Raw genomic sequence first — 25,465 nt, 5'->3', positions numbered from 1 at the left:
AGCTGATAGTCCTGCAACAAAACAGGGCCGCGCTCACCCGCAGTCAGGGAATTCTGGTTATCCGGGATCGGTGCACCAGCACTTGTCGTCATAATCGGACGGTCTGCCATGTTAATCCTCAATTTCTTAATAACTTATATAAAATTTATAGTATAGTAATAGGGATATCTATTATAATAGACATGCGTTAATTAAATATCGATTGTGTCAATATCTGGAACTTCATACTTTTATCATTCATTTACTGAATAAAAATACCAAGAGCATGTTGCGATCTGCAAACCGCAACGCGCTTAAAACGGATAGAGCATTACCGCCGATCCCGCATAATCTTGAAGAACTCAGCATTCACTCCATAATGAGTGAAGTGATCTTCGCACTGAATGGATTAATCAGATTGCTTAGATTGAATGAAGATCAATATGGTTTGGTCTGAAATCCCCCGGCAAAGCACGAGAGATTGATAACGTTGCATCATCAGCCCTCATACGCTGATTAATCGGGGTGATGCTCAAATATTACAATAGCCTTGATTGATCGCATAAAATAATGCGTCTTCGCAGGCGTTGATTTTTTGTGAGTCTTGAGTCGATCATGTCGAAGTTTGATACGTCTGCCCTAGAAGCCTTTGTTCGTCACATTCCTCAAAACTACAAAGGTCCGGGCGGCGTTATCGCCGTTGTGAAGGACGGCGAGGTCGTGTTGCAGCACGCCTGGGGTTTTGCCGATCTTCGCACCCGCAAGCCGATGACGCTCGATACGCGGATGCCGATCTGTTCGGTCAGCAAACAGTTTACCTGTGCTGTGATGCTTGATGCGGTGGGCGAGCCTGAGTTGCTCGATGATGCGCTTGCAGCCTACCTCAACAAGTTCGAAGAGGAGCGCCCCGCCGTTCGCGATCTCTGCAACAACCAGTCCGGCCTGCGCGATTATTGGGCACTAACTGTCCTGTGCGGTGCCGATCCGGAAGGTGTGTTTTTGCCAGAGCAGGCGCAAAGCCTGTTGCGCCGCCTGAAGACCACACATTTTGAACCGGGTTCGCATTACTCTTATTGCAACGGCAATTTCCGCATTCTGGCGGACCTGATCGAAGCGCATACCGGGCGTACGCTGGTTGATCTTCTGTCCGAGCGGATTTTCAAGCCTGCAGGAATGAAGCGTGCCGCGCTTATTCCCGACACGGCACTGTTTGACGAATGTACGGGTTATGAAGGTGACACGGTTCGGGGCTTTTTACCTGCCACCAATCGCATTCACTGGATGGGCGATGCAGGCATTTGCGCATCGCTTAATGATATGATTGCCTGGGAGCAGTTTATCGATGCAACGCGCGATGATGAACAGGGCCTCTATCGCCGGCTGAGTGGCCCGCAAACGTTTAAAGACGGTGCTGCGGCACCCTATGGCTTTGGCCTCAATTTTCACGAAACGGGCGGTAAGCGTCTGACAGGTCATGGTGGTGCATTGCGCGGCTGGCGCTGCCAGCGCTGGCATTGTGCGGAGGAACGTCTCTCGACAATCGCCATGTTCAATTTTGAAGGCGGGGCCTCCGAGGTTGCCTTCAAACTGATGAATATTGCTTTGGGCGTATCGTCATCCGATGTGGTGCGCGTCGAAGCCGATGCTGCATGGTTTGGTTCGTGGCTCGATGAGAAGACAGGGCTTGTTCTCAGTCTTGAAGATTCTGGTCATGGCCGCATGAAGGCGCGTTTTGGCACCAGCCCGGAAATTATGGATGTGGTGAGCGCAAATGAGGCGCGTTCAGCTATGACCACGATTCAGCGCGAAGACGATGTGATTGAACTTTCCCGCGAAAGTGAAAACCTTTCGCTGATCATGAACCGTGTCAAAGGCGAAGCGAGACAGGATATCATCGGGCACTATCACAGCGATGAGCTTGATGCTGATCTGCTGCTGATTTCCGAAGGCGGCGCAATCTATGGCGCTTTTGAAGGCTTCCTTGACAAGAGCGACATGTATCCGCTTTATAGTGTCGGGGCTGATGTCTGGCTGATGCCTGTTCAGCGCTCGATGGATGCACCGTCGCCCGGCGAGTGGAAGCTTGTTTTCCGCCGCGATGACAAGGGTGAGATAACAGATTTGAGTATCGGCTGCTGGCTTGCACGTGACGTTGAATACAGGAGAGTTGAGCCATGAGTGAATTGCAGCGCAGATTGCACGCATGTTCATGGCACTGCCGTGTAAAACCTGTTCCATAGTGTATCCTTCCATACGCAGGAAAAGATCGCACCATCAAACTCTAGGACCAAATACCTTGCCCGGAGTGAACAATACTCCGGGCTTTTTTACACCCGCTTTGCGGGCAATCGCATACTCGTATAGGTGAAAACCAGCGAGAGGACATAGATACCCGCAAAGACAAAGTTAAGCCCGGCAATCCAGTCATTGTTATCGCCATAATGAAGCAGCAGCAGCCAGACAAACAGCGCTTTGGCCGCCGTCATCAGCACCATGCTCAATGTGCGCAAACCAGTCTGGCCACGTGCATAGAGAATTTCTGTCTGATATTCGATCAAATTGCGGAAGCCCGGCACCAGCAGCACCAGCGGCAAAAGTCCAACAATCGGCGCAACGCTTGCACCAAGCGCTGTCGGAAAAAATTGCAGAAAGATCACCATGGCGCCAAGACCTGCAACCGAAACCACAAAGACCGCAAATTCCAGCCCTATCTTGATGCGCAGTGAAGCCAGCATATCCGGGCTCCGCATGAGCTTTTGCACCAGCATCATATTAAATGAGCGGATCGGCAGTGCTGTAAGATCCACCAGACGCATGATAATCGCATAGACACCGGCCGTCGTTGGACCGCCGATGCTCAGAACCAGCAGCTTATCGAGTTCGCTCTGGATGTAAAACAGCAGTTCCGCCCCCATCACGGCAATTGAATCGGAAACACGCCGTATATATAGCCGTGGCTCGAAACGCAGTTTCACCCTTGGGTAAAAGCGCAATGCAAAGATCAAGCCGACAGCATTTGCCCCTGCATACCACCACGCCCAATGCACAACATCATGCTTGGTGGCGAAGAACATGAACAAAACAGCGGCAATAGCACGCATGGTTGTACCAAAAATCACCAGAAGCGCTGAAATACCAAAGCGCCGCAAACCGTTATTGACGATGATGATCATTTCAATCGAACGCCACAACAGCGCCTCGGCGACCACCACAACGGCAAAAGGCAGGAATGATATATCCCGGCCAAAGAAGATGAAATAAACGAGCCAGGAACAGAGCGCGAAAAGCGGCAAAGAAAGCACAAGCGCTGCAAGATAACCTGCGGTATAGGTTCCAAGCAGCAGCGGTTTGACCGTCGAGATACGATAAAGCGGAGAGCTAAAACCAAGCGAAACAAGGCGTGAAAGAACCACACCCGTGCCGGATGCCGTGGCAAAAATGCCAAAATCTCCGGTGGGCAGTGTATTTGCCAGCGCTACAAAATAGAGCAGTGAAACGACCAGACGCCCGGCAGAGCCGGAAAAAAGCGAGAAATAATCCCGCACCATTGCACTGCGGCTACCCAATAATTTCTGGAGTGCTTTCGCGATCACTCAAGGCCTCGTGCTTTATCTTGTCTCATGCTTTAAAGCCGTCTCACCGGCCATGAGATCGAGCTTAGCAAAAAAGACTTAATTAAAACCCACTACGCCTTATCATTGATCCGTGCGTTAACCATTTCTTCTCCATAAAAAAACTATAATCAGCAGAAGACTAATTCATTTCGGGGTACGGACATCTTTGACGATGAGCGGTGAGGACAAACGCAATAAGGGAAGAGAAGAGAAACCTCTTCTTGCATTTTCTGACGCGCCTGAGGCAAGCCGCGAAGAATCCGACACGTCCAAACGTGAAAAGCAAACGATTACCCCGCCTTGGACGCCGCCTGCGACGCCTGAAGAACGCGCTGAACTGTTCCGCAACCAGCAGGAAAAGAAAGCAACGGAAGAACAAGAGGTTTCCGAGCTGCGCGCCCGCATGGCCTCTATCAAAGCCGAGCTTGAACGCAAGATTGCTGAGCGCGAAAATGGCCTGAAAGATCAGGCTATTGAAAAAGCCAAACCGGAGCCGAATCCTATCGCGACAATCGCAACACAAGCCATCCAACATGAAGTGCGGGATACGGAATGGAAGCCACTGGTTGATCCGCGTGTCGCAATTGAAATCGTCAAAGGGTCTCGTCGATTGCTTCTGGCAACGACCCTGCTCGGTGGCCTTGTAGCAACGCTTTATGCACTGACAATTCCGCAGATGTTCGTGGCCACGACCGATCTTCTGGTCGATCCGCGCAATGTGCGCTCCGTCGGCACTGAGTTAACACCCGGCCAGCTGCCAACGGATGCCTCTTTGGCTATTGCAGAAAGCCAAGCACGGCTGCTTGATTCAAGCAGTGTATTGCTCAAAGTCATTGACCAAGCCAATCTGACGAAAGACCCCGAATTTAACGGAACCTTTGTCCCCACTGGCGTTGCAGGCTTTTTTGCCCAGCTTAAAAGTGTGATCAGCCCCCAGACCCAAAGTGACGGTCAGGCTCTTGAAACGCGTGTTCTCTATAACCTTTATGACAGTGTAACCATCGGTCGCGACCCCAAGACCTTTATCTATTCTGTCTCAGTCAAAACCCGCAGTTCGGAAAAGTCGGCTGAAATCGCCAATCTTATCGGATCCGTTTTCCAGAAAGAACTTGATTCACTGCAGTCGGATGTGGCGCGCCGCAATGCGGACGAGCTTTCCAAGCGCCTTGCCGATATGCGCAGCAGCGTCGAAACGGCAGAAAAAGCGGCAGCAGATTTTCGTGCCTCGCGTGATCTTGTTGATGTCGATGGCAAACTGATCAGCGACAACGATCTGACACGTCTTAACGATCAGCTGACAAACCAGCGCGCTGAAAGCATGCGGCTTCAAGCGCGGATTCAAGTGCTCAACGATGTCAATACAGGCAGCGTCATTTCCGGCACCTTGCCGGAAGATTTACGTTCCAACACATTGACGGCACTACGCGCGCAATATGCGCTTGCGAGCCAGAACGCCAATGGTGCGTCCACCCAGCTTGGTCCGCGTCATCCGCAATTCATTCAGCTTCAGTCGCAAAAGCAGACTGTACTCAATGATATTGATGCCGAATTGCGTCGCATTCGTGCTTCATTGCAGGTCGAAGTCGCGCGGTCGCTGCAACAGGAAAAAGACCTGAACGCACGTCTTGCACAGCTCAAGTCTCAACAGGCCAACAGCAACAATGACCGCGTGAAACTGCGCGAGCTGGAGCGTGAAGCAACAACTTTACGTTCGGTCTATGAAGCATTCCTTCTGCGCTCGCGCGAAACAAGCGAACAGGAAGGCATCACGACGACCAATGTTCGCGTGATTTCTGAAGCACGTCCGCCGCTCGACCCGGCAGGATCGTCGCGCAAGCTGATCGTCATTGCCGGACTGATTGCAGGCTTTATGCTCGGCCTGGCGATAACAGCCGTCCGCAATTTCGGACGGCTGGTACGTCTATCCTAAGAGGTTTCAGGAAATACGCGAAACTTTGCGGCCGCTGGCACGTAAAATTCCCTGCGCACTATCCAGATGACCCGCTTTCAATTCAAGCGCCAGAAACCGACGCTTTTCATAGGGGCCGGGCATCGCAAGATCGCCGGTCTTTTCAGCCGTAAAGCCGAAACGCCCGTAATATTCGGGATCACCAACCAGCAGGATGGCACCATGGCCCATGCGCTTTGCCTGAGCGATTGCGTGCTGCATCAGGGCCGAACCGATACCGCAACCGGCAGCCAATGGGTCCACCGCAAGCGGACCGAGCAAGAGTGCGGAAACCGGAAAGCCAAATGCGTCGAGACCGGCATGAACGTTCCACAGCCGGACGGTGCCCACAAGCAGACCATCGGCAGCCATTGCCGAAAAAGCCAGACCTTCCGCTGGAAGACGCCCACGACGCAGTTTTTCCGACGACTTTCTACGGCGGCCCTCACCCATGGCGCGATCAAGCAACGCTTCGCGCGCAATGACATGCGCAATTGCTTCGCCCACAATGGTGAAAGCAGGTGCAAAAACCGGCAACAGGCCGGTTACAACATTTTCCTGAATTTCCAGATTAGCATTCATGACATCTCACCCCAATACGGGCAGCAACACATCCCGCCCAGCGCATTGCAGCGCCGGGCAGATGAAGAGAACCTTTCAGTTGTCTGAAAGATTAGATGACGTAGGATCGGAGCGGTTCGAAGCCGTTGAATGCCACCGACGAATAGGTGGTGGTATAAGCACCTGTGCCTTCGATGAGAATTTCATCACCGATGGTCAGCGACACTGGCAACGGATATGGCGTCTTTTCATACATGACATCCGCGCTGTCGCAGGTTGGGCCAGCCAGTACACAAGGCTCGGTTTCACCGCCATCGCGTGGGGTCACAATCTGATAGCGGATCGCCTCGTCCATGGTTTCGGCCAGACCGCCGAATTTGCCGATGTCGAGATAAACCCAACGCACATTGTCATTGTCCGACTTGCGCGAAACCAGAACCACTTCTGTCTTGATCACGCCTGCATTGCCAACCATGCCGCGGCCCGGTTCAATGATGGTTTCCGGAATGCGGTTGCCGAAATGCTTTGAAAGCGCATCGAAGATCGCCATGCCGTAGGCCTGAGCGGTCGGCACGTCCTTGAGGTAACGGGTTGGGAAACCGCCACCCATATTCACCATGCGCAGCACAATGCCTTCGTCAGCCAGCGTGCGGAACACCGATGCAGCATCGCCAAGCGCGCGATCCCATGCACTCAGATCCGTCTGCTGCGAGCCGACATGGAACGATACACCATAGGAATCGAGACCGAGCGACTTTGCATGACGCAGCACGTCGATAGCCATGGCAGGCACGCAACCGAACTTGCGTGACAGCGGCCATTCAGCGCCTTCACCATCCGTAAGCACGCGGCAGAACACGCGACTGCCGGGAGCAGCACGTGCAACCTTTTCGACTTCTTCAACACAATCAACGGCAAAGAGGCGGATGCCCAGTTCGAAAGCGCGCGCAACATCGCGCTCCTTCTTGATGGTGTTGCCATAAGAGATGCGGTTTGGGGTGCTGCCTGCTTCCAGTGCCATTTCGATTTCGGCAATCGATGCCGTATCGAAGCACGAGCCAAGCGATGCAAGAAGACTCAGCACTTCCGGCGCAGGATTTGCCTTCACAGCATAGAAAATGCGCGAGTAAGGCAATGCCTTTTCAAAATTCTGATAGTTTTCGCGCACGACGTCGGTGTCAACGACGAGGCAAGGGCCATCCGGGCGGCGGGTGTTGAGGAAGTCGATAATACGCTGTGTAGCCATGGTCGTTCTCCCGCACGGCTTATTCTGATGCCGCATTCTAAGGGACAAAGTATGCATAAGCGAATTCGCGGTGAGGCCAGCCTTTGGAGATGCTGAGGTCACGCGAAAACTCATGCGGCGGTGGAACAACGCTAAACCCGCGTTACTCCGCTTTGTCTGCCTTGGATTGGAATTGGAGAACCGCATCCGCACTTCTGGCAATGAAGGTGTGCCTCTTCAGTAATTCCGGCTTTTGGACAGCCGAAAGACACTAGAAAGGCCCGCACCGTCGTTGCTTCAAGATGTCCTCGATCTGGCGGTTGGCCTACAGATCGACTGGAGCGGTTAGGTCCAGGTACCGTACCGAATTCCTCACCATTCGAGGATCGGCGGACACCCACAGGCACGTGCGACTTTGGGCAAGGGCGATATAATCGCAATGATGTGTCCATTCAATGACAAATCTTTGTCGCGGCAAAATTATTTTTACGGCGGGTAATCCACCCGCTGCGCTTGCCATTGTTCAATAATAGTGAAACATTCTACCGCAAAGCTTAAGCTTTAATTGACTATATCCCCGGAATCTCGTCGCTGGTTGTGAACAATGACGCCTTTCGATCCGCTTAACGCGATCATCGCAAAGCCCGAAAAGCCCCTGCCCTCAGCGGAAGGCGGACGGCCTAAAGGTGAGCGTGTGGCTGTAAAAAGCATTTCTGACGTGGCCGGAATGCCAAATGGGCGCAGAAATCGGCAAATTTTGACCGAATCAGTTGCCCGCCAAAGCAGCGACAGCACGCGTTTCACACAACAATTGGAAACAATCATTGGCGACAATGCGGCGCGCACCTTGCCAACCGTACCGGATGCTGATTGCACTCTATCGACACATTCTTGAAAAACAGGACCAGGCCATGGATACCCTTACACGTATGCGCGCATTCATCGACGTGGTCGAAGCAGAGGGCTTTTCGGCTGCTGCGCGAAAGATCGGACGATCCAAGGCGCTGCTTTCCAAATATGTGCGTGAGCTGGAAGACGAGCTCGGCGCACGACTTTTAAACCGCACAACACGCCAGTTCTCGCTGACAGAAGCAGGCCATACCTATTACCACCGTGCGGTTGAGATCATTCGCGAGATTGATGCGTTGCAGGATGCCGTCAGCGAAACAAGCTCGGATGCGCGCGGTCGCATCAAGCTTTCAGCGCCGCGCACCTTTGCCGATGCGGTGATCGGGCAATCGCTGATCGATTTCTGTCTGGCCCATCCGGAAATCGTGCTCGACGTGCGGCTGGATGATCGTTTCGTTGATATGGTGGAAGAAGGTTTTGACCTCGCAATCCGCATTACGCGCCTGCAAGACTCTTCTCTCATCGCCAAAAGGCTTTCGCCTTTCCATTCCGTGCTTTGTGGTGCGCCATCCCTGATCGAACGCGTTGGTAAGCCGGAACGCCCGGAAGATCTGGCTGACAAGCCTTGTATCATTGATACCAATGCGCGCTCACGCAACAACTGGCATTTCCGCAATACTGACGGCTCAATGATGACGGTAACGGTCAATGGCCCGATTGAAATCAACAGCCCGGTTGCAACCAAAACTGCCGCACTTGCAGGACTTGGTTTTTGCTCGCTTCCGGCCTTTATTGCAGAAGAAGAAATCGAGCGGGGTCGCCTCATTCCTTGTCTTGAGGAGTTTATCGTCAAGGACGGCGGTATTTATGCCGTCTATCCGCATCGCCGCTACCTCCCGGCCAAAATCCGCGCGCTTGTGGACTTCCTGACCCAATGGTTCAAGGATCGTGAAGCCCGTGCATAGAAAAGGCTGCACTCGTCCCACTTTTGCCGCCTTCACGACTATGCGTTAGAGACGAATTCACGGAACCCCTATATGCACGATTTGCGCTCATGGCTGAAACGCCCGATTGTCCTTGCCGTAACACTGACCACAGTGTTGACGCCCATGGCTGCGAAAGCGCATCCGCATGTCTTTGCCGATGCAAGGCTGGAGCTGACGATTGCGCCGGACGGCACGGTGGAAAAGCTCGCGCATATTTGGCGTTTCGATGATGTGTTTTCATCAACTGTTTTGATGGAGTTTGACAAGAACGGTGATTTGCAGCTTGACAGAAATGAGCTGATTGACCTTGGTCATGTGATCAACGGCTCTATCGCCGAATACAAATATTTTCAGACTGTGCTTGCGGACGGAAAAGATGTCAAAATGGCGCGCCCCACCGACTTGGCCGCAGACTTCTCCGACAATCATCTGCTGATCGTTTTTACCAGCAAACCAGAAAAGCCACTGAAGCTTGAACCCGGACACACGGTCAGCTTCGGTGTGTATGATCCGACCTTTTATACGGCCATCGACTATGTGAGTGACAAGGAACTTGTCGTCAAAGGTCTGCCTGCGGGCTGCAAATCCAAGGTGGTGCGCCCTGACCCCGATGAAGCCCTTGCGCAAAATCAGGGCACACTGACAGACGCCTTTTTCAATGATCCGGCTGGCACAGATATGTCAAAGATTTTCGCCACCCGCCTTGAGATACACTGCGAGAAAAAGGGATAAACAGCCTTATGAAGAATTCGGTCCGTTTCATTCTCACAGCCTGCCTTATGATGATCGCCGCCAACGCTCTGGCACAATCATCATTGGGCATCGGTGCCAATGAAGTCGCCATGAAACCGACCGGACCTTTTGCGCATATCATTTTATGGATGAATGAACAGCAGCGCAGCTTCTATCTCGCCATGACCACCGCGCTCAAAGCCATGCGTGAAGACCCATGGCAGGCATCGGTGCTGATCGGCCTTTCCTTCATTTATGGTATTTTCCATGCCGCCGGCCCCGGCCACGGCAAGGCGGTGATTTCATCTTACATGATCGCCAATGAAACGGCGCTGCGCCGCGGTATCATGCTGTCTTTCGTCTCGTCGATGTTACAGGCCATCGTTGCGATTATTGTGGTGGGACTTGCATGGCTTTTGCTGCGCGGCACCGGAATTTCGATGAACCAGACGGCGCGCTATATGGAAATAGCGAGCTTTGCACTGGTGCTGTTCTTTGGCCTCTGGCTTCTGATCCGCAAGCTGCCGCTTCTGTTTCGGAAACGCGACAGCGCCGAACCATCTCCGACAAGCACTCTTTTTGCGGCATCGCCTCAGACTGCAATGGCCAGTGGTCCTGCATGGCAGGGCAGCGTTTCGCAAAGCACACGCGCAGCAGCCACAAGCAGCACCGTCAAGCTGAATTACAAACCCGCCAATGCCGCGGCGGATCACGTCTTTATCGGCGAAGGCGATATCTGCGCAGACTGCGGCAGTGCCCATATTGCCGATCCATCAGCCCTAGAAGGCGAATTTAACTGGAAAACGGCATGGTCCGCCATTCTGTCCGTCGGTCTGCGCCCCTGCTCGGGTGCACTGATCGTGCTCACATTCTCGCTTTTGAATGGCATTTTGCTTGGTGGCTTGCTCTCAACCTTCGCAATGGCCTTTGGCACATTTATAACGGTTGCAGCACTCGCAACCCTTGCCGTCACCGCCAAAAATACAGCCCTGCGCATTGCGGGACACAATGCGGCTTCCGGCAGGCTGAAAGCTGGAATTGAAGTTGCGGCAGCACTGTTTATCGCCTTGACCGGCGCATTGCTGCTTAGTGCTGCTTTGAGCTATTAATTTTCTTCTGATAGCGCGCGCGCAACCAGAATATCGCGAAAAAGCTCAACACGAAGACGATCGGAAAGATGACGGCGGCAATCTGCGAACGCTCGCCAAGCATCAACATGATAGTCGGCACAAAATAAGCGATAACGCCGAAGCCGACCAGAATGACGGCTGCGGCGATTGCCGGATTGCTCTTCTTCGGTTCAGCCACCAATGCGAAAATCCTCTAACTTTCTGATCTGCTGACCGTCACTATCAAAATTTTCGGGCGCAAGCCATGCCTGATAGGCATTCTTTAATGCAGGCCATTCACTATCGATGATGGAAAACCAGGATGTATCGCGGTTTTTGCCCTTCACGACCATATGCTGGCGAAACGTGCCTTCAAACGTAAAACCAAAACGTGTCGCTGCACGCTTGGAAGGCGCATTTTCATCGTTGCATTTCCACTCATAGCGGCGATAGCCAAGCTCATCGAAAACATACTGCATAAACAGAAACTGTGCTTCCGTTGCAGCCGGCTTGCGTGAAATCAGCGGCCCCCAATAGACACTTCCAATCTCAATTACACCATGAAGCGGATCAATACGCATCAGCGCCTGACGACCAGCGACCTTGCCGGTTGCTTTATCGACAACCGCGAAGAACAAGGAATCTTCATTGCTCGACGCCTTTTCAAGCCATGGCTGAAAAGCCTCACGCGTTGCAGGTGGAACCTCGAACAGCCAGGTAAAACGCTGATCCGCATCCTCAACCGACGAGGCCGCAAAAAGCTCGTCACCATGCTTTTGTGCATCAAGTGGCTCAAGCCTGACATAGCGGCCCTCCAGCGCCTTGCGCTCCGGCTTCGCTCGGGTGGTCCAGTTCTGCAAATCAGTCATGTCATGCTCCCGTTTAGAGCGTGTTTCGATCTGAATTCATCAGATCGGCGCTTTCACTTATTATTCTCACGCACATCTTATCCGAAAGCCGCTTCACACTTTTCGGGATACGCTGTTTTCAGACAGGAGCATAAAAGACGGATCACGCAAACAGGAAAATTGTCACCCTTATTTTTCTCTTATTGCGGCACGATCCACGGAGACAGCTTTGACCAGCGCGGTGACATGCTCCCCTTCCCGAAGCGCAAGCTCATCAACCGAACGTCGCGTCAGCCGTGCCCCCAGACGTCGCCCTTGAAAATCCAGTTCCAACAGCGCATTCGGCCCGTCAGCGCCAATAATTTTTCGGATGGTAACAGGCAGGATATTACGAATACTGATGGAATCTGGAACAATACGGGCGATGGAAACATCCCGCGCACGAACCCGCAGCCGCACATGCATATTTTCGCGTAAGCCAGCATCACCGAGTTGAAATGTTGCACCATCTAGGTTGATTTCGGCCAGCTCATATCCGGCATCGTACTTTGCAACAGTGCCCTCGAGAAGCACACCACCGCTGTCGCCTTCCGGGTCGATCAGCGGGAAAATCTCGGCAGCCGGGCCGCTGGCCTTCACTTTGCCAGCCGCCAACAGCACGATCTCATCGGCAAGCCGGGCGACCTCTTCGATTTCATGACTCACATAGACAATCGGCACATGGCTTTCATCGCGAAGCCGTTCGATAAAGGGTAATATTTCCTGCCTGCGGGCATGGTCAAGCGACGACAGAGGTTCGTCGAGCAGCAAAAGTGCAGGATCGGACAAAAGCGCACGGCCAATGGCCACACGCTGGCGTTCACCGCCTGAAAGGGTTGCCGGACGACGATTGAGCAAGTGATCAATGCCCAAAAGCGCGACGACCTCATCAAGGCTGCGGGTCGTTTCACGGCGGCCAGCCCAGCGCGCATAAGTGAGATTGCCCTTCACACTCATATGCGGAAACAGCCGTGCCTCCTGAAAAACATAACCGATACGGCGCTTTTCGGGCGGCAGGTTGATAGCCTTTTGGGCATCGAAAAGCACGAAATCGCCAATCGCTATCCGCCCGGTTTCCGGGCGTAATGTACCAGCAATCATCTTGAGCAGCGAGGTCTTGCCAGCACCCGAATGACCAAAAAGTGCTGTCACGCCCCAACCGGCTGAAAAATTGGCCTCAACTGCAAACTTACCATTGCGGCCAGTGACAGAAACGCTAAGCCCGCTCATTTTGCGTCTCCTGCGAGCTTGCGCTGCAACCATTCAGAAAGCACCACCGCGCCAATCGAAATGGCTGCGGAAACCGCAATCAGGCGCAGCGCTTCTGCATCACCCGTTGGCGTCTGCAACAAGGAATAAATAGCCAGCGAAAGCGTTTGTGTCTCGCCGGGAATGTTGGAAACAAAGGTGATCGTCGCGCCAAACTCGCCCAATGCCTTGGCAAATCCCAACACACCACCGGCCAGAATACCCGGCAGCAAGGGCGGCAATATCACCGTGCAAAAAGCCGTCAGCCTGTTGGCTCCGAGCGTGCGCGCTGCTTCTTCCAGCCCACGATCCAGCCCTTCGATAGAAAGGCGTATCGGGCGAACAAGCAATGGAAATGCCATGACGCCAGCAGCAAGGGCGGCCCCCGTCCAGCGGAAAGAAAAGGAAAGGCCAAGCCATTCCTGCAAGGGTGCGCCAAGCGCACCCCGCGATCCAAACAGGATCAAAAGCAGATAACCCGTCACCACCGGCGGCAACACCAGCGGCATGGTGACAATGGCCTGCGCAAGCGACTTGCCCGGAAAATTAAACCGGGCAAGAATCCACGCAACAAGAAAGGCGACTGGCAGCGCCACAACAATAGCTATCCCGGCAACCCGGAGCGACAGAGCAACAATCTGCCAGACATGCCCTTCCATCATTACTGTGCCGCCTCTTTAGCGCCTACAAAGCCCTTGTCCCTGATGATCGCCTGACCGGCATCGCTTTCAAGGAACGCAAGGAATGCCTTGGCGGCATTACTTTCATTCTTGGCGATCAGTGCTGCCGGATAAAGGATCGGCGCATGGCTTGAGGCCGGAAAGCGATAGGCTTCAACCAGATCAGGCACCACAGCACGATCCGATGCATAGACAATGGCCGCTTTCACTTCGGCGCGGCTCACATATTGCAGCGCAACACGCACATTTTCCGTGAACACGGCGTTCTTTTCGACGTCATTCCAAATGCCGAGCTTTTCAAGGGCTGCCTTGCCATATTTGCCTGCCGGAACATTGGACGGATCGCCCATGGCAAAACGACCAGCGCCCAAAAGGTCTTTCGCATCGCCCTTTGCATCGTCCTTCTGCGTTGCAATCACCAGCGCATTGCCAGCAATCACCTTGCGCGATGCTTTGTCGATCAGGTCAGCTTTTTCGACATAATCCATCCAGTCAAGATCGGCGGAAATGAAAATCTGTGCCGGAGCGCCCTGCTCGATCTGCTTTGCCAGAACCGAAGATGAAGCGAAGGAAGCAACAACCTCTGTGCCATCCTTGGCCTTGAACTGCTTGGCGGCTTCCTCAATCACGTCTTTCATGCTGGCGGCGGCAAAAACGGTAACCTTCTCGGCTGCCTGCGCGACCGATGCGATACTTCCAGCGAATACAACGAGGAATGCAGCGAGTATTTTTTTCATGTGCGTTCTCCACTTTGTCCCCGATTGCGGACAAACACCATCATACGCCGGAGCATCCAGCGCTGTTCCTGTTCAGGCACCAAGTGTCAAACTCAATGCTCTGACTTGCGATGATGGGTATGATGGAAGCAAACGCGACCCGGATGCCGTCAGACCCTTTTCACACGGGCGCCCATGCAAAAGCCGCCCAAATTTCCGCAACGAATCCAAATCGTTCCGAAAACACGGTCACATTAATGCGCGTTATTGAGTTTTGCCAGCCCCTCAGCCGTGATGCGGCATCAGAACCCACGGGCGCTGATCAGCGCCCGATATGCTTGTGGCTTGAACCGCGAAGCTTGGCGAGCCGGACCTGCTTTTCACGTTCCGCAAAACGTGCACGGTCTTCCGGCGTGCGCTCGTCATAGCAACCAGCGCAGGAAATGCCTTCCTCAAAAAACTGCGAAAGCTTGTCTTCTGCGGTGATTGGACGGCGGCAGGCACGGCAAAGCTCGATATCGCTTTCCGTCAAACCATGGCCAATTGCCACGCGTTCATCAAACACGAAACAATCACCATTCCACATGCTTTCTTCGCGCGGCACTTCTTCAAGATATTTCAGAATGCCGCCCTTGAGGTGGAACACATCGTCAAAGCCAAGCCCCTTGACGAAAGCTGTCGCCTTCTCACAGCGAATGCCGCCGGTGCAGAACATGGCAATCTTCTTGCCTTCAAGCTTGTCGCGGTTCTGCTCCACCCATTGCGGGAATTCGCGGAATGTCTTGGTGTTTGGATCAAGCGCGCCTTCGAATGTGCCAATGGCATATTCATAATCATTGCGTGTATCGACAACCACAGTGTTGTCATCGGCAATCAGCGCATTCCAGTCCTTGGGCGCAACATAAGTGCCAACGCTTTTTAGCGGATCAATGCCGTCCACACCCATGGTGACAATCTCGCGCTTTAACCGCACCTTCATGCGGTAAAACGGCATTTCGCTGGCATGGGAATATTTGAGTTCAGGATTGGCAAGCGCGGGAATTGCGGTAATAAAGGCAATCAGCTTCTCAATGGCAGGCTTACTTCCAGCAACCGTGCCATTGATCCCTTCAGCAGCAAGCAGCAGCGTCCCCTTGATCCCGTTCGCGCAGCAAAGCTCAGCCAGCGGCTCACGCAGGCTTTCATATTGCGGCAGCGGTGCAAAGCAATAAAGCGCGGCAACGGTGAAGGGCAGATTGCTCATGGTTTCTATCTCTTTTGAATTTATCCCGGACTAGTCCCCGAACGCGGCAAATTCAAGTTATTTATCCCCCGACCCTCCGGGGCAGCGACAATCTGGCATCGATCACTGTAATTTTCACAGGAGAAACCAGATGTTTGACACAAATACTTTCGCAGAAATCATTGCGCTGGCACAAGAAGCAGGGATTGAGCCTGCAACCCTTCTCGCAGTGGCAGAAGTAGAAAGTGGCGGCCGTGCACTTTATCACGTCAAAGGTGCACAAGAACCGGCCATCCGCTTTGAAGGTCACTATTTTGATCGCAGACTTTCGGGGCGCGTGCGTGATCAGGCACGCAAGGCTGGATTGTCATCGCCAGAAGCAGGGCGCGTTCGCAATCCCAAAACGCAAAGCGAGCGCTGGCTTCTGCTCGAGCGGGCCATGTTTATCCATAAAAAAGCGGCGCTTGAATCCACCTCATGGGGATTAGGCCAGGTTATGGGTGCGCATTGGGAATGGCTGGGTTATGGCAGCGTCGATGAACTGGTGGCCGAGGCACGCAATTCTATTGGCGGACAGATCGGACTGATGCTGAACTTCATCGACAAAGCAGGATTGAAAACAGCCTTGCAGGCGAAAGATTGGCGCAGTTTTGCACGGCGCTATAATGGGCCAGCCTTTGCGCGCAATCAGTACGACACGCGCATGGCGACAGCCTATGAACGTTGGAACAAAAGCCTGCATCACCTGGCCAAGACGGCTTAAACGCCAAAAGTCCTGACAAAGCGGCGCTAGTTATTCTCGTTGTCATCATCGCCGTCGTCGGTTTCCGAAATCCACGCGGTCGGCTCAATCTTTTGCTGGGTTTTGCTGTTTGTGAAGATCCACCATCCGGTGTCGGTCTCGTCCCAGTCGCCGCCGCTCGCTTTCAGCCTATCGAGCGAACGGTATTGGCCTACGGATTCATTGCGTTGATCGTCATCATCAATCCAGACCACAGTGACTTTGCGGCCATCTTTTGGCGCGGTGTCTATCGGCAGTTCCTTGCGCATGCACATCTCCTTTTTATGCATAAGGATAGCATTCTAGGCCGTGCACTCATAAATAGTCTAGCTATTTGAATGGATTAGTGATTCAAAGGTCTCGGATTTGGAGGTCTTTGATGTCACGTCGCCGCTATGAACTTAAAGAACGCGAATGGTCGATTATTGCGCCGCTGTTGCCATGCAAACCGCGTGGTGTACCCCGCGTCGATGATCGCATGGTACTCAATGGCATTCTATGGCGCTTCCGCACAGGATCGTCATGGTCTGAAATCCCTGAGCGCTATGGTGTTGCAACGACTTGCTACAACCGGTTCGTTCGTTGGCGACGTGCTGGTGTCTGGGATCGACTGCTGGAGGCCGTCTCTCAAGCCTATGACGGTGATATTGTGATGATCGACAGTACCTGTGTCCGCGTTCACCAGCACGGAGCCACAGGAAAAAAGGGGATGCCGACGATGGTTGCATGGGACGCTCCCGTGGCGGCCTCACAAGCAAAATCCACGCGATTGTTGATGCAGAAGGCCGTCCGATCAATCTTTGCCTGACAGGTGGACAGGCCGCTGATTGTTCACAGGCTGAGGGGCTCTTAGAATGCATCAAAGAAGGCGGCACGCTGCTTGCGGACAAAGCATACGATACCGATACGATCCGGAAGACCGCAGCGGAACGGAAAATCTGGGCCAATATTCCTCCCAAATCAAACCGTAAGGACGTATTTGCGTTCTCGCCATGGGTAATCGCCAGAGAAACTTGGTCGAGCGCTTCTTTAACCGCCTCAAGCACTATCGCGGCATTGCAACACGTTACGACAAAAACCCGGCCAATTTCCTGGCTGCTGTCAAACTCATCGCTATCCGCATCTGGTGCATCAGTTTATGAGTCTACACCGTAGTATAACGCTCCTAAATCATTATTTGTGATAATTGCTCATTCATCATATCACTAAGCACCGCCGTCTTCAGTATCCTACTCAACGTATCACAGACATTCTGTACCTGCGCACGGTTGAAACGATCACTGCGATAAGTCACAATCAGCCTGATCTCGCGCTTATCACCCACATTTTCTTCCATAATTTCAAATTGCATGCCTAGCATGGCTTCATCTTTATCTGGATCGACCTGACGGTAGCGAATGGCGCCACCACGCCCGTCCGGCAAAGCACCGTTGAGCTTGTTTTGCGCATGAATTTGCACATAGACCTCAAAGAAACGATCCCGCCCCGGAACAATCCCTAAAGATTCTTCGATAATATCAATCGGAATATCCGTATAAGGCATGGAACCAACCACAATATCGCGGCAGGTTTCAATCAGTTCCGCCACGGTCATATCCGCATCAAACGGCACACGATGTGCAACCATAGTGGTAAAATAACCGACCGTGTCATAGAAATGCGCATCTGTACGCCCGTCTGCCGAGGTACCGATAACAAGATCGGAGAGATTGCCGATTTTATGCAGGCTCAACGCAATCATGGCGTAGATCACATTGAACAACGAAGCATTATTGGCGCGCGCCAGACTATACAGCCCTTCGGCAGTTTCCTGATCAATGGCGCAGTCCAGCCAGTCCACGTCACCGCTCTTTGTTTCGGCATCGCTCGCTTCAGCAATTTGTGGCAGTTTCAGCCCGTGCGTAGCCGTGCTCAGCATATTTTTCCAGTAATCAATATGGCGATGATCCAGCCCTTGTTCATATTGACGGCGAGCAAAGGCCGCCATTGACGGCGCAGCCTGCTCCCAATGCGGTGCCCTGCCCTCAATTCGCGCCTGGTAGGCTGCGCCCAGCTCATCCATCATCAGGTTCAGCGACCATTCATCCAGTGCGAGATGATGGAACAGGAAAGACAGGATCTGCCGTCCGGTCTGCTCATCGCGCATGAAACGCAGTCGTAACGGCAACTCCCGTGACAGATCAAACAAGTAACCTATCTCATCATGAAGTCCGACACCAATACTCTCGCGGCTGGTCCAGAACCACTGATAATTATCCAGATCGACCGCAGGCACAACGCGCTGATACACACTGTCGCCGGAACGGTAGAAATGACTGCGCAGACCGGCATGGCGCACCAGAATATCCTCAAAAGCACGGGCAAAAATCTGCTCGTCAACCTCATCAAGGAAATCCAACGCAAATGGCAGGTTGAAAACCGCACCATAATCAAACACTTCATAACCGCGCCACATCGACATTTGTGCAAAGGACAAAGGCACAAGTGTTTCTGTATTACCGGCACTGGCCTGATCCTGTGCCTCGGCATCTGCCGCGCCGACCGGCACAATACGGGATGCCAGACTTTCAGCCGTGGAATATTTAAAGAAATCGTTGAACTGCACTTCCAGCCCATGCTCAGTCAACAAGCGACCGATCACCCTTGTTGCCAGCATGGAATGACCGCCGCAGTCAAAAAAGTCATCACCGGCCTGTATAGCCGGATCACCAAGCGCACGGCGAAACTCCGACAAGATAATATCCATATATGAACTGCTTTCCTGTGCTGTCTCGGCCTGCGCAGCACTGGTTGCAGCCGCCGCCGACGTTTGGCCTTGCAGGGCAGCACTCAACCGATCAAGCAACAATTCACCAGCCATATCCAGCAGTTTCGACCCCGTGCGCAATGTCAGCAAAAGCTGCTGATCATCTTTACGGCTGATATCCAGCGCAATATCGGCAGTCGCCTCACAGGATGGCAGCAGCAGCTTTTCCACCACTGGATAGCCCGCCTGAAACGCTGTATCACTCTCACCGCTCAAAGACAGATCAATCAAAGGCAGCGCCCTGTCGTCTTTCTGTTGATTGCCTGCCGCTCCGCTCTTTTGCAAAACCTCGCGAACCTGACCGGCCAGATGACCCGCAGCATCATGACGGCCAAACACAAAATTGCTCAGACTACCCGCATGATTAAGCCGCAGAACCAACCGCTCATGCGCACCGAGACGACTGATCAGCCGGGCAAATTGCTCGGCAATAAAGCCACTGATCTGACTGGCATCCTGCAACTCAAGTTTTTCTGAACGCAGCGTATCTTGATGCAGCAACATCTGCCATGCCTGACTGGCACCGGATTTAAACACCTGACCGGCGTTTGAGATCATACCCGCTTTTGTGCTGCGCTCCAAAAATGGCAGCACAGTATCGCCGCTCTGTGCAGACACAAAAACAGCTTTATATGTCTGAATCGGCAGAGATGGCTTTTCGCCGCGGCTCACTGCCGCAATCTTTTGCAGTAAAATACCGGCATCAATATTTTCATCCAGAATATGATGCAGGATAAAGGCAATCTGCTTTTGCCCACCTGCATTGGTCAGCAGCACCTGACAGGGTGCCTGCTGCTGTAGATCACACGGTGCTGCCTGCCGCACCAGCAGCAGCTCGCTCACATGCTGCGCCGAAAGCAGCTGAATATTTTCCACGCAAGGTACGGCATTATGTGCAGGCGTCTTAACCAGTTCAAAATCATCATTAAACTGAAAGCGCATATTCAAGGCAGGCTCACTCTGCACCACGCGGCGCACAGCCAGTTCCAGCTGTGCCATATCCGCATCATCCGCCAGCCGCCATGCTGAAATCCGGTTCAGCACCCGATCGGGCTGCTGCTGCACCAACCAGATCTGCTGCTCATAATCAGACACGGCCGGTGTCGCCCGCTTTTCATCAGAAAAATCCGCAACACCTGAAAACGGATCAATCCCGTCATTAATACGGGACAGGCTCGTGTCTTTTTCCATGTGATCACCTTTATGAAAAGCCGGCTAAAGGATGCTGACCGGCTTTAAGATATGCTACGGATTTTGCCTTCCGCATCTCATTGCATTTGCGTAAAACTCTGAAATTCAAAGCGCAATATGCACAGATTAACACCACATTACGGTGGCGCATAAATTTAATATGACAATTTTCATCAGGTTTTATTAGGCAAGTCAAGTCCAGAAAATATAGACGTTGCTTAAATGCTAGATTAGCGGATTCCGCCTTGGCACAAAACAGACACCGCACTCGCCGGCAGTACATATTTCCTGCAGGAATGGTAGAGCAAATGGCGGTTCTTCAACCGCCATTTGTTGTGATCAGCCCGGTATTTCCGGCTTTCAGTTGGTTGCGTGCCAGCTTTGCGTCTGCTGCTGGATCTGCCACATTTTGGCGAAACGACCACCGGATTTCAGCAGTTCCGGCTGCGTGCCCTGCTCGGCAAGCTGACCGTCCTCAATCACCAGAATATGGTCTGCCGCAGCGATAGTTGAAAGCCGGTGCGCAATCACAATCACCGTGCGTTCGCGCACCAGCGCATCAATTGCCGCCTGCGCCGCCACCTCACTTTCCGTATCGAGGGCAGCGGTCGGCTCATCCAGAATAACAATCGGTGCATCTTTGAGCATAGCGCGAGCAATGCTGATACGCTGACGCTCGCCGCCGGATAAACGTCCGCCGAGATCACCGATGCGGGTCTGATAGCCTTCCGGCAATCGGCTGATAAAGTCATGGCAATACGCCGCCCGTGCAGCGGATTCCACCTCCTCATCCGTGGCGGAAGGCCTGGCCATACGGATATTATTCATCACCGTATCGTCGAACAGATACACATCCTGAAACACCACAGAAACCAGACTATTAAGCACATCCGGCGCAATGGAGCGAATATCCTTACCCCCAATCCGCACCACGCCTTGCTGCGGATCGGCATGGCGCAGGATAAGCCGCGTTATTGTAGTTTTTCCGGAGCCTGAAGGCCCGACCAACGCCGTCAGGCTGCGTTCCGTCAGAGTGGCACTCATGTTTTTAAGCGCCGCCTTTTCCGGCGCCCTGGCATAATGGAAACTCACATTATCAAAGCTCACATCAAATGCTTCCGGCTTTTCCTCCGGTACTTGCTGCGGCAACGGTTTAATATCCAGTAGAATCTGGATTTTCTGCAATGCAGCTTCCATGAGATCAATAATCAGCGTCATCAGAATAACACTGCTCAAGGGCTCACTGAAGCGCACAATGATCACCACCACAGCAGCCAGAACTGCAACTTCGAGTGAACCCTGAAATACCTGAATGGCGCCGATCAGCACCACCAGCAACAGTCCCAGCTCCATGACCGAGGCAATCATCAGATTGGGCTTGGCACCTTTGCGCTGGCCAATCGCCTGTATTTTTTCCAGATGATCGATACTATGTTGCAGACGCACGGATTTTTTACCGGCACAACCGGCGGCACGCAGCACTGCAAGCCCTTGCGTATATTCCAGCATTTCAGCACTGGCCTGTGCATTGGCATCGGCAAGCGCGCGCATACCGCGCCCGAAAGCAGGCCGTCTCCAGCGATAAAATGGCAGCAATACAGGAAAGATCAGCAGCAAGAGCAGTCCGATGCGCCAATCAATAAACAGTGTCACCACAGCCACTGTCAAAGGCGTAATCACTGCATTGGCGATCAGATTAGCAATGGTCAGCACATAGGTCAGGTTTTCATCCACATTACCAAGCAGCGTGGCATTGATTTCACCGGAATGTTTATCCTGCAACTCTTCCAGCGGAATACGACGCAATTGCTGCCCGAGTTCCGTGCGCAATTCATGGGTGTTGAGCACCATATCACCGGCATAGTCGAAATTCTGCGCCATCCAGCGCACGACAGTGCTGGCAACCATAAAAGCAGTCATCAGCGCTGCCCATGGAAGCGCTGTCGCCCACTGACCATCACGCATAATCGCACGAAACACCGGAATGATACACACCAGCGCCAGACCTTGCAGAACGGCCGCAAGACCGAGACCGATCATACTGGCACGCAGGCGCGGTGCACGATGGCGGGCTGTCAGCATTAATTGCCGCCATGTATCCTTAAGCGGCGTAATTTTGGGTGTGGTCATGCTCATTTGCGGTCTCCCATCAGAGCCCAGCCCTGTGCTTTTTCATAATGCCCCCACAAACGGGCATAGACAGCGCCATTGGCAACCAGCTGATCGTGACGGCCTTTTTCACTCAAACGCCCATGATCAAAGACCAGTATCTGATCAGCATCGCGGATGGTTGAAAGCCGGTGCGCAATCATCAGCACCGTCTTGCCCCGCATCAGATGCGACAGCGCTGCCAGCAATGCCGCCTCATTTTCCGGATCAGCAAAAGCCGTTGCCTCATCCAGGACAAGGATCGGACGGTTTTGCAAAATCGCACGGGCAATCGTAATCCGCTGGCGTTGTCCGCCGGAGAGAAACACACCACGCTCCCCCGTCAGTGTGTTATAACCGGAAGGCAGTTCCATGATAAATTCGTGTGCCTGTGCGGCTTTTGCCGCAGCGATCACATCCTCATCCGTGGCATCAGGCAGGCCTAAACGAATATTGGCCGCAATCGTATCGGCAAACAGAAAAGTATCCTGAAATACAAAAGCAACCTGCTGCATCAGCACATCGGTTCTGATCTTACGGATATCCGCACCGCCAACAAAAATTGTTCCTTCACTTACATCCCAGAAACGCGGTATCAGCCGCGCGACTGTAGTTTTACCCGCACCAGACGGTCCGACAAGTGCAGTGATTGTGCCCGGCGCAGCCGTGAAACTGATATCCTGAAGGACCATTGCTCCATCAGCTGTATAGCGAAAACCGACTTGCTCAAAGCGCACGCTGGCATCAACGGGCATTTGCGCCGCATCAGCATCTGCTTCCGGCAGAGCCGGCTGGCTCATCACCTCATTAATACGGTGAACACTAATTTCTGTGCGGGCAATGAGATGTTTCAACGACATCAGCGGTAGCAGAGATTCCGCCATGCCGGTGCAGATCAACAGCACAGCCACCCATGTGGAAACAGCCAGTGCGTCATGCGTTACCAGCCAGCCGCCAAGCCAGACCATCACCGCTACTGTTGGCATGGGATTGAGAATAACCTGCGAAAAACGGGCAGGAAAACCGGCCATGCGATACCAGTTCAGCACAATATCCAGATAGACCTGCAAAGCACGCTGATAGCGCCCGAAAGTCGCCGTGCCGCTGTCGAAAGTACGTACCACCGGCATTGCTTGCACATATTCAACCACCGAGACACTGACCTGCTCACGGGCAAGGTTAAATTCATGCATCACCTCGCCGCTATTACGCATGGTGCGGGCAATGATCCCCAGCCCCACAACCAGCACAGCCGTGGCAGCGAGCGCCAGCCGCCAGTCGAGAATAAACAGCGCGATAAATGTCAGCACGGGCGATACATAGGCGCGGGCATAAAGGGGTGTACTGTCGGCAACAAAAGCATGCAGGTTTTTCACATCATCCATCATCACCTTGGCAAGCCCGGCTGCACCATTTTGCTGCACATAACCGAGCGGTACCTGTGCAAGATGATCGGACAAGTCTTTACGCAGCACTGTTTCCAGCCGGAAAGCTGCATAATGCGATTGATTGAAAGCCAGTAATCGCAACACATAGGCTAAAGCGGTAAAAACGGCAGCAGCGGCAAGCGGCTGCCACGGAAAAGCCTGCCGATTGACCAGCAGCAAATGCACCTCCCATGCCAGCGCAATAAGGGCAAGTACTGTGGCCAGCGATGCCAGTGCAGATAAAACCATGGCATAATAGATTTTACCGCGCACAGGATTCATGATCTGCCATATACTTGGCACAGCTTGTGTCTTTTGAGGATCACTCATACCGCTTTTCCAACCTTGACATTTGGATAAGATGCTTGAAAAAGTGCTGATTAGCAGCGTTTATTTCGCTTTTTGCCATGCATCGAGCGCATCCAGCGTGTGTTTAGCGCTGGCAAAGCTCGGAGTGAAAACTTTGGAAGAATCCAAGTAGAGAACGCGCCCTTCTTTGGCCGGCTGTACAAATTGCTCCCAGCCCGGAACCACTTTTCCAACGGCTTTTTTGATCGTTGCCTCATCATGCTCGGTCTGTGCCCAGCTACTGATAATCACCAGCAAATCGGGATTGAGCGTACCGAAGCGCTCAGGACTGAGCTTCATCATCAAAGTCGGCTGGGCATTGGCCGCAGCACTTTCATCGACAGTGAATTTCTTGAAACCGGCATCTTCCAGCGCCTGTGTGGCACCGGAACCGCTGCCGATGACGCTCAGCTGATCAGCCACCAGAATGAGCAGATAGGTCTTGCCTTTATGAGAATCTGCAGCCAGCGCTTTTGTCTCGCCTACCCGTTTCTGATAATCCGCCAACAGAGTTTCAAAAATATTTTCGCGACCAGTTATGCGCGCCAGCTCTTGCTCGATAGCAAAATTGCTCAGGTCACCGCTGGCAAATTTCTGCAGATAAACCGGTGCAATACCGGAAAGCTGACCAACTTTATCAAGGTCAAATTCAGTACCGACAATCACGTCAGGTTTTAGTGCTGTCAGCCGTTCCAGATCAATCTGACCGTTCAGACCAAAGCCTTTCGGTTTTGTTCTTCCTTTGCCAAGCACGGAGTCGATAAAATCCGCGCCGAACTGGTAAGAACCGTCATCATTGCGTCCGAGGCTGGCAACCGGATCCAGCCCAAGCTCAATCAGCGGCACTGTGGCCACAGGCTCATTCAGTACCACAATCCGTTTCGGCTCAAGCGGCAGGGTAACTTCTCGTCCTGTGGCATCGGTCAGCGTGTGACTGTCTGCCATTGCAAGACTGCTCATGCCCAGAAGAAGTGCCATTGTCAAAACTTTGATCACTGGAAGTTCCTT

At 53.0% G+C, this 25,465-nt stretch carries 22 protein-coding genes and 1 pseudogene; 8 read left to right on the top strand and 15 right to left on the bottom strand.

Annotated features, from left to right (window positions below; all coding sequences use genetic code 11):
• The coding region (locus ABE530_RS16075; protein WP_499694877.1) for a catalase at nucleotides 1–110 on the bottom strand (110 nt) is incomplete at its 3' end.
• A gap of 484 nt (nucleotides 111–594) precedes the next feature.
• Here ABE530_RS16075 and ABE530_RS16070 point away from each other — a divergent pair.
• Nucleotides 595–2,157, top strand: coding sequence for a D-aminopeptidase (locus ABE530_RS16070; protein WP_499695170.1), 1,563 nt, complete (start codon nucleotides 595–597; stop codon nucleotides 2,155–2,157).
• Nucleotides 2,158–2,306: 149 nt separating this feature from the next.
• Here the strand turns inward: ABE530_RS16070 and ABE530_RS16065 are convergent, their stop codons facing one another.
• Nucleotides 2,307–3,572: a lipopolysaccharide biosynthesis protein gene (locus ABE530_RS16065; protein WP_265986419.1), complete on the bottom strand. Its 1,266-nt coding sequence runs from the start codon at nucleotides 3,570–3,572 to the stop codon at nucleotides 2,307–2,309.
• A gap of 193 nt (nucleotides 3,573–3,765) precedes the next feature.
• Here ABE530_RS16065 and ABE530_RS16060 point away from each other — a divergent pair, with 193 nt between their 5' ends.
• Entirely contained in the window at nucleotides 3,766–5,523 is a 1,758-nt protein-coding gene (locus tag ABE530_RS16060; protein WP_499695169.1) for a GumC family protein, read from the top strand.
• Between the two features lie 6 nt (nucleotides 5,524–5,529).
• Here ABE530_RS16060 and ABE530_RS16055 read toward each other — a convergent pair whose 3' ends face one another.
• Nucleotides 5,530–6,123, bottom strand: a complete 594-nt coding sequence (locus ABE530_RS16055; protein WP_499695168.1) for a GNAT family N-acetyltransferase — start codon at nucleotides 6,121–6,123, stop codon at nucleotides 5,530–5,532.
• Nucleotides 6,124–6,214: 91 nt separating this feature from the next.
• A complete protein-coding gene (locus ABE530_RS16050) occupies nucleotides 6,215–7,348 on the bottom strand; it encodes a type III PLP-dependent enzyme (protein WP_265986422.1) in 1,134 nt (377 codons plus the stop codon).
• 583 nt (nucleotides 7,349–7,931) lie between these two features.
• On the opposite strand from ABE530_RS16050, the gene ABE530_RS16045 reads away from it, so the two are divergent.
• The 4 genes from ABE530_RS16045 (at nucleotide 7,932) to ABE530_RS16030 (ending at nucleotide 11,003) form a co-directional block, all read left to right on the top strand.
• The gene (locus ABE530_RS16045; RefSeq protein ID WP_499695167.1) at nucleotides 7,932–8,222 is read left to right on the top strand and encodes a hypothetical protein; all 291 of its coding nucleotides are present in this window, start codon (nucleotides 7,932–7,934) and stop codon (nucleotides 8,220–8,222) included.
• A 16-nt stretch (nucleotides 8,223–8,238) separates the two neighbouring features.
• Nucleotides 8,239–9,141 carry a LysR family transcriptional regulator gene (locus ABE530_RS16040; protein WP_265986424.1) on the top strand — a complete coding sequence of 301 codons (903 nt, stop codon included), beginning with the start codon at nucleotides 8,239–8,241 and terminating at the stop codon, nucleotides 9,139–9,141.
• A gap of 72 nt (nucleotides 9,142–9,213) precedes the next feature.
• Nucleotides 9,214–9,894 carry a DUF1007 family protein gene (locus ABE530_RS16035; protein ID WP_265986425.1) on the top strand — a complete coding sequence of 227 codons (681 nt, stop codon included), beginning with the start codon at nucleotides 9,214–9,216 and terminating at the stop codon, nucleotides 9,892–9,894.
• 8 nt (nucleotides 9,895–9,902) lie between these two features.
• A complete protein-coding gene (locus ABE530_RS16030; protein ID WP_396998545.1) occupies nucleotides 9,903–11,003 on the top strand; it encodes a nickel/cobalt transporter in 1,101 nt (366 codons plus the stop codon).
• Here ABE530_RS16030 and ABE530_RS16025 read toward each other — a convergent pair.
• The 6 genes from ABE530_RS16025 to trhO form a co-directional block, all read right to left on the bottom strand.
• Complete coding sequence (locus ABE530_RS16025) at nucleotides 10,981–11,202, bottom strand: hypothetical protein (RefSeq protein ID WP_499695166.1); 222 nt, start codon at nucleotides 11,200–11,202, stop codon at nucleotides 10,981–10,983. The two genes, ABE530_RS16030 and ABE530_RS16025, sit on opposite strands and share 23 nt — an antisense overlap.
• A complete protein-coding gene (locus ABE530_RS16020; RefSeq protein WP_396998541.1) occupies nucleotides 11,195–11,872 on the bottom strand; it encodes a GNAT family N-acetyltransferase in 678 nt (225 codons plus the stop codon). The genes ABE530_RS16025 and ABE530_RS16020 overlap by 8 nt, the downstream gene beginning before the upstream one ends.
• Before the next feature lie 168 nt (nucleotides 11,873–12,040).
• The gene (gene modC, locus ABE530_RS16015) at nucleotides 12,041–13,120 is read right to left on the bottom strand and encodes a molybdenum ABC transporter ATP-binding protein (protein ID WP_499695165.1); all 1,080 of its coding nucleotides are present in this window, start codon (nucleotides 13,118–13,120) and stop codon (nucleotides 12,041–12,043) included.
• Nucleotides 13,117–13,800 (bottom strand): molybdate ABC transporter permease subunit, encoded by a 684-nt coding sequence (gene modB, locus ABE530_RS16010; protein WP_499695164.1) that lies wholly within the window; start codon nucleotides 13,798–13,800, stop codon nucleotides 13,117–13,119. Before modB ends, modC begins: the two co-directional genes overlap by 4 nt.
• Nucleotides 13,800–14,555, bottom strand: coding sequence for a molybdate ABC transporter substrate-binding protein (modA, locus tag ABE530_RS16005; protein WP_265986431.1), 756 nt, complete (start codon nucleotides 14,553–14,555; stop codon nucleotides 13,800–13,802). Before modA ends, modB begins: the two co-directional genes overlap by 1 nt.
• Nucleotides 14,556–14,856: 301 nt before the next feature.
• Nucleotides 14,857–15,777: an oxygen-dependent tRNA uridine(34) hydroxylase TrhO gene (trhO, locus tag ABE530_RS16000; RefSeq protein ID WP_265986432.1), complete on the bottom strand. Its 921-nt coding sequence runs from the start codon at nucleotides 15,775–15,777 to the stop codon at nucleotides 14,857–14,859.
• Between the two features lie 130 nt (nucleotides 15,778–15,907).
• Here trhO and ABE530_RS15995 point away from each other — a divergent pair, with 130 nt between their 5' ends.
• On the top strand, nucleotides 15,908–16,519 hold the full coding sequence (locus tag ABE530_RS15995; RefSeq protein ID WP_499695163.1) for an N-acetylmuramidase family protein: 612 nt from the start codon (nucleotides 15,908–15,910) through the stop codon (nucleotides 16,517–16,519).
• A gap of 26 nt (nucleotides 16,520–16,545) precedes the next feature.
• On the opposite strand, the gene ABE530_RS15990 is transcribed toward ABE530_RS15995, so the two are convergent.
• Nucleotides 16,546–16,806 carry a hypothetical protein gene (locus ABE530_RS15990; protein ID WP_499695162.1) on the bottom strand — a complete coding sequence of 87 codons (261 nt, stop codon included), beginning with the start codon at nucleotides 16,804–16,806 and terminating at the stop codon, nucleotides 16,546–16,548.
• A 110-nt stretch (nucleotides 16,807–16,916) separates the two neighbouring features.
• On the opposite strand from ABE530_RS15990, the pseudogene ABE530_RS15985 reads away from it, so the two are divergent.
• Nucleotides 16,917–17,679 (top strand): annotated as a pseudogene (locus tag ABE530_RS15985) (IS5 family transposase).
• A 23-nt stretch (nucleotides 17,680–17,702) separates the two neighbouring features.
• Here ABE530_RS15985 and ABE530_RS15980 read toward each other — a convergent pair.
• The 4 genes from ABE530_RS15980 to ABE530_RS15965 form a co-directional block, all read right to left on the bottom strand.
• On the bottom strand, nucleotides 17,703–20,534 hold the full coding sequence (locus ABE530_RS15980; protein ID WP_499695161.1) for a condensation domain-containing protein: 2,832 nt from the start codon (nucleotides 20,532–20,534) through the stop codon (nucleotides 17,703–17,705).
• Between the two features lie 360 nt (nucleotides 20,535–20,894).
• Complete coding sequence (locus ABE530_RS15975; RefSeq protein WP_499695160.1) at nucleotides 20,895–22,670, bottom strand: ABC transporter ATP-binding protein; 1,776 nt, start codon at nucleotides 22,668–22,670, stop codon at nucleotides 20,895–20,897.
• Nucleotides 22,667–24,439: an ABC transporter ATP-binding protein gene (locus tag ABE530_RS15970; protein WP_499695159.1), complete on the bottom strand. Its 1,773-nt coding sequence runs from the start codon at nucleotides 24,437–24,439 to the stop codon at nucleotides 22,667–22,669. The genes ABE530_RS15975 and ABE530_RS15970 overlap by 4 nt, the downstream gene beginning before the upstream one ends.
• Nucleotides 24,440–24,499: 60 nt before the next feature.
• Nucleotides 24,500–25,453 carry an ABC transporter substrate-binding protein gene (locus ABE530_RS15965; RefSeq protein ID WP_499695158.1) on the bottom strand — a complete coding sequence of 318 codons (954 nt, stop codon included), beginning with the start codon at nucleotides 25,451–25,453 and terminating at the stop codon, nucleotides 24,500–24,502.
• Between the last annotated feature and the right edge of the window lie 12 nt (nucleotides 25,454–25,465).

It is taken from the genome of Brucella sp. TWI559 (assembly GCF_039674265.1).
GTDB lineage: Bacteria > Pseudomonadota > Alphaproteobacteria > Rhizobiales > Rhizobiaceae > Brucella > Brucella chromiisoli.
Note: the sequence above shows the minus strand (reverse complement) of the source record. Positions and strands in the feature narration are given on the sequence as shown.

What these genes read in the sequence shown, in the direction of transcription:
- ABE530_RS16070 (WP_499695170.1), top strand. Translation starts at nt 595, where the DNA reads ATGTCGAAGTTTGATACGTCTGCCCTAGAAGCCTTTGTTCGTCACATT.
- ABE530_RS16060 (WP_499695169.1), top strand. Translation starts at nt 3,766, where the DNA reads ATGAGCGGTGAGGACAAACGCAATAAGGGAAGAGAAGAGAAACCTCTT.
- ABE530_RS16055 (WP_499695168.1), bottom strand. Translation starts at nt 6,123, where the DNA reads ATGAATGCTAATCTGGAAATTCAGGAAAATGTTGTAACCGGCCTGTTG.
- ABE530_RS16050 (WP_265986422.1), bottom strand. Translation starts at nt 7,348, where the DNA reads ATGGCTACACAGCGTATTATCGACTTCCTCAACACCCGCCGCCCGGAT.
- ABE530_RS16045 (WP_499695167.1), top strand. Translation starts at nt 7,932, where the DNA reads ATGACGCCTTTCGATCCGCTTAACGCGATCATCGCAAAGCCCGAAAAG.
- ABE530_RS16040 (WP_265986424.1), top strand. Translation starts at nt 8,239, where the DNA reads ATGGATACCCTTACACGTATGCGCGCATTCATCGACGTGGTCGAAGCA.
- ABE530_RS16035 (WP_265986425.1), top strand. Translation starts at nt 9,214, where the DNA reads ATGCACGATTTGCGCTCATGGCTGAAACGCCCGATTGTCCTTGCCGTA.
- ABE530_RS16030 (WP_396998545.1), top strand. Translation starts at nt 9,903, where the DNA reads ATGAAGAATTCGGTCCGTTTCATTCTCACAGCCTGCCTTATGATGATC.
- ABE530_RS16020 (WP_396998541.1), bottom strand. Translation starts at nt 11,872, where the DNA reads ATGACTGATTTGCAGAACTGGACCACCCGAGCGAAGCCGGAGCGCAAG.
- modC (WP_499695165.1), bottom strand. Translation starts at nt 13,120, where the DNA reads ATGAGCGGGCTTAGCGTTTCTGTCACTGGCCGCAATGGTAAGTTTGCA.
- modB (WP_499695164.1), bottom strand. Translation starts at nt 13,800, where the DNA reads ATGATGGAAGGGCATGTCTGGCAGATTGTTGCTCTGTCGCTCCGGGTT.
- modA (WP_265986431.1), bottom strand. Translation starts at nt 14,555, where the DNA reads ATGAAAAAAATACTCGCTGCATTCCTCGTTGTATTCGCTGGAAGTATC.
- trhO (WP_265986432.1), bottom strand. Translation starts at nt 15,777, where the DNA reads ATGAGCAATCTGCCCTTCACCGTTGCCGCGCTTTATTGCTTTGCACCG.
- ABE530_RS15995 (WP_499695163.1), top strand. Translation starts at nt 15,908, where the DNA reads ATGTTTGACACAAATACTTTCGCAGAAATCATTGCGCTGGCACAAGAA.
- ABE530_RS15990 (WP_499695162.1), bottom strand. Translation starts at nt 16,806, where the DNA reads ATGCGCAAGGAACTGCCGATAGACACCGCGCCAAAAGATGGCCGCAAA.
- ABE530_RS15980 (WP_499695161.1), bottom strand. Translation starts at nt 20,534, where the DNA reads ATGGAAAAAGACACGAGCCTGTCCCGTATTAATGACGGGATTGATCCG.
- ABE530_RS15975 (WP_499695160.1), bottom strand. Translation starts at nt 22,670, where the DNA reads ATGAGCATGACCACACCCAAAATTACGCCGCTTAAGGATACATGGCGG.
- ABE530_RS15970 (WP_499695159.1), bottom strand. Translation starts at nt 24,439, where the DNA reads ATGAGTGATCCTCAAAAGACACAAGCTGTGCCAAGTATATGGCAGATC.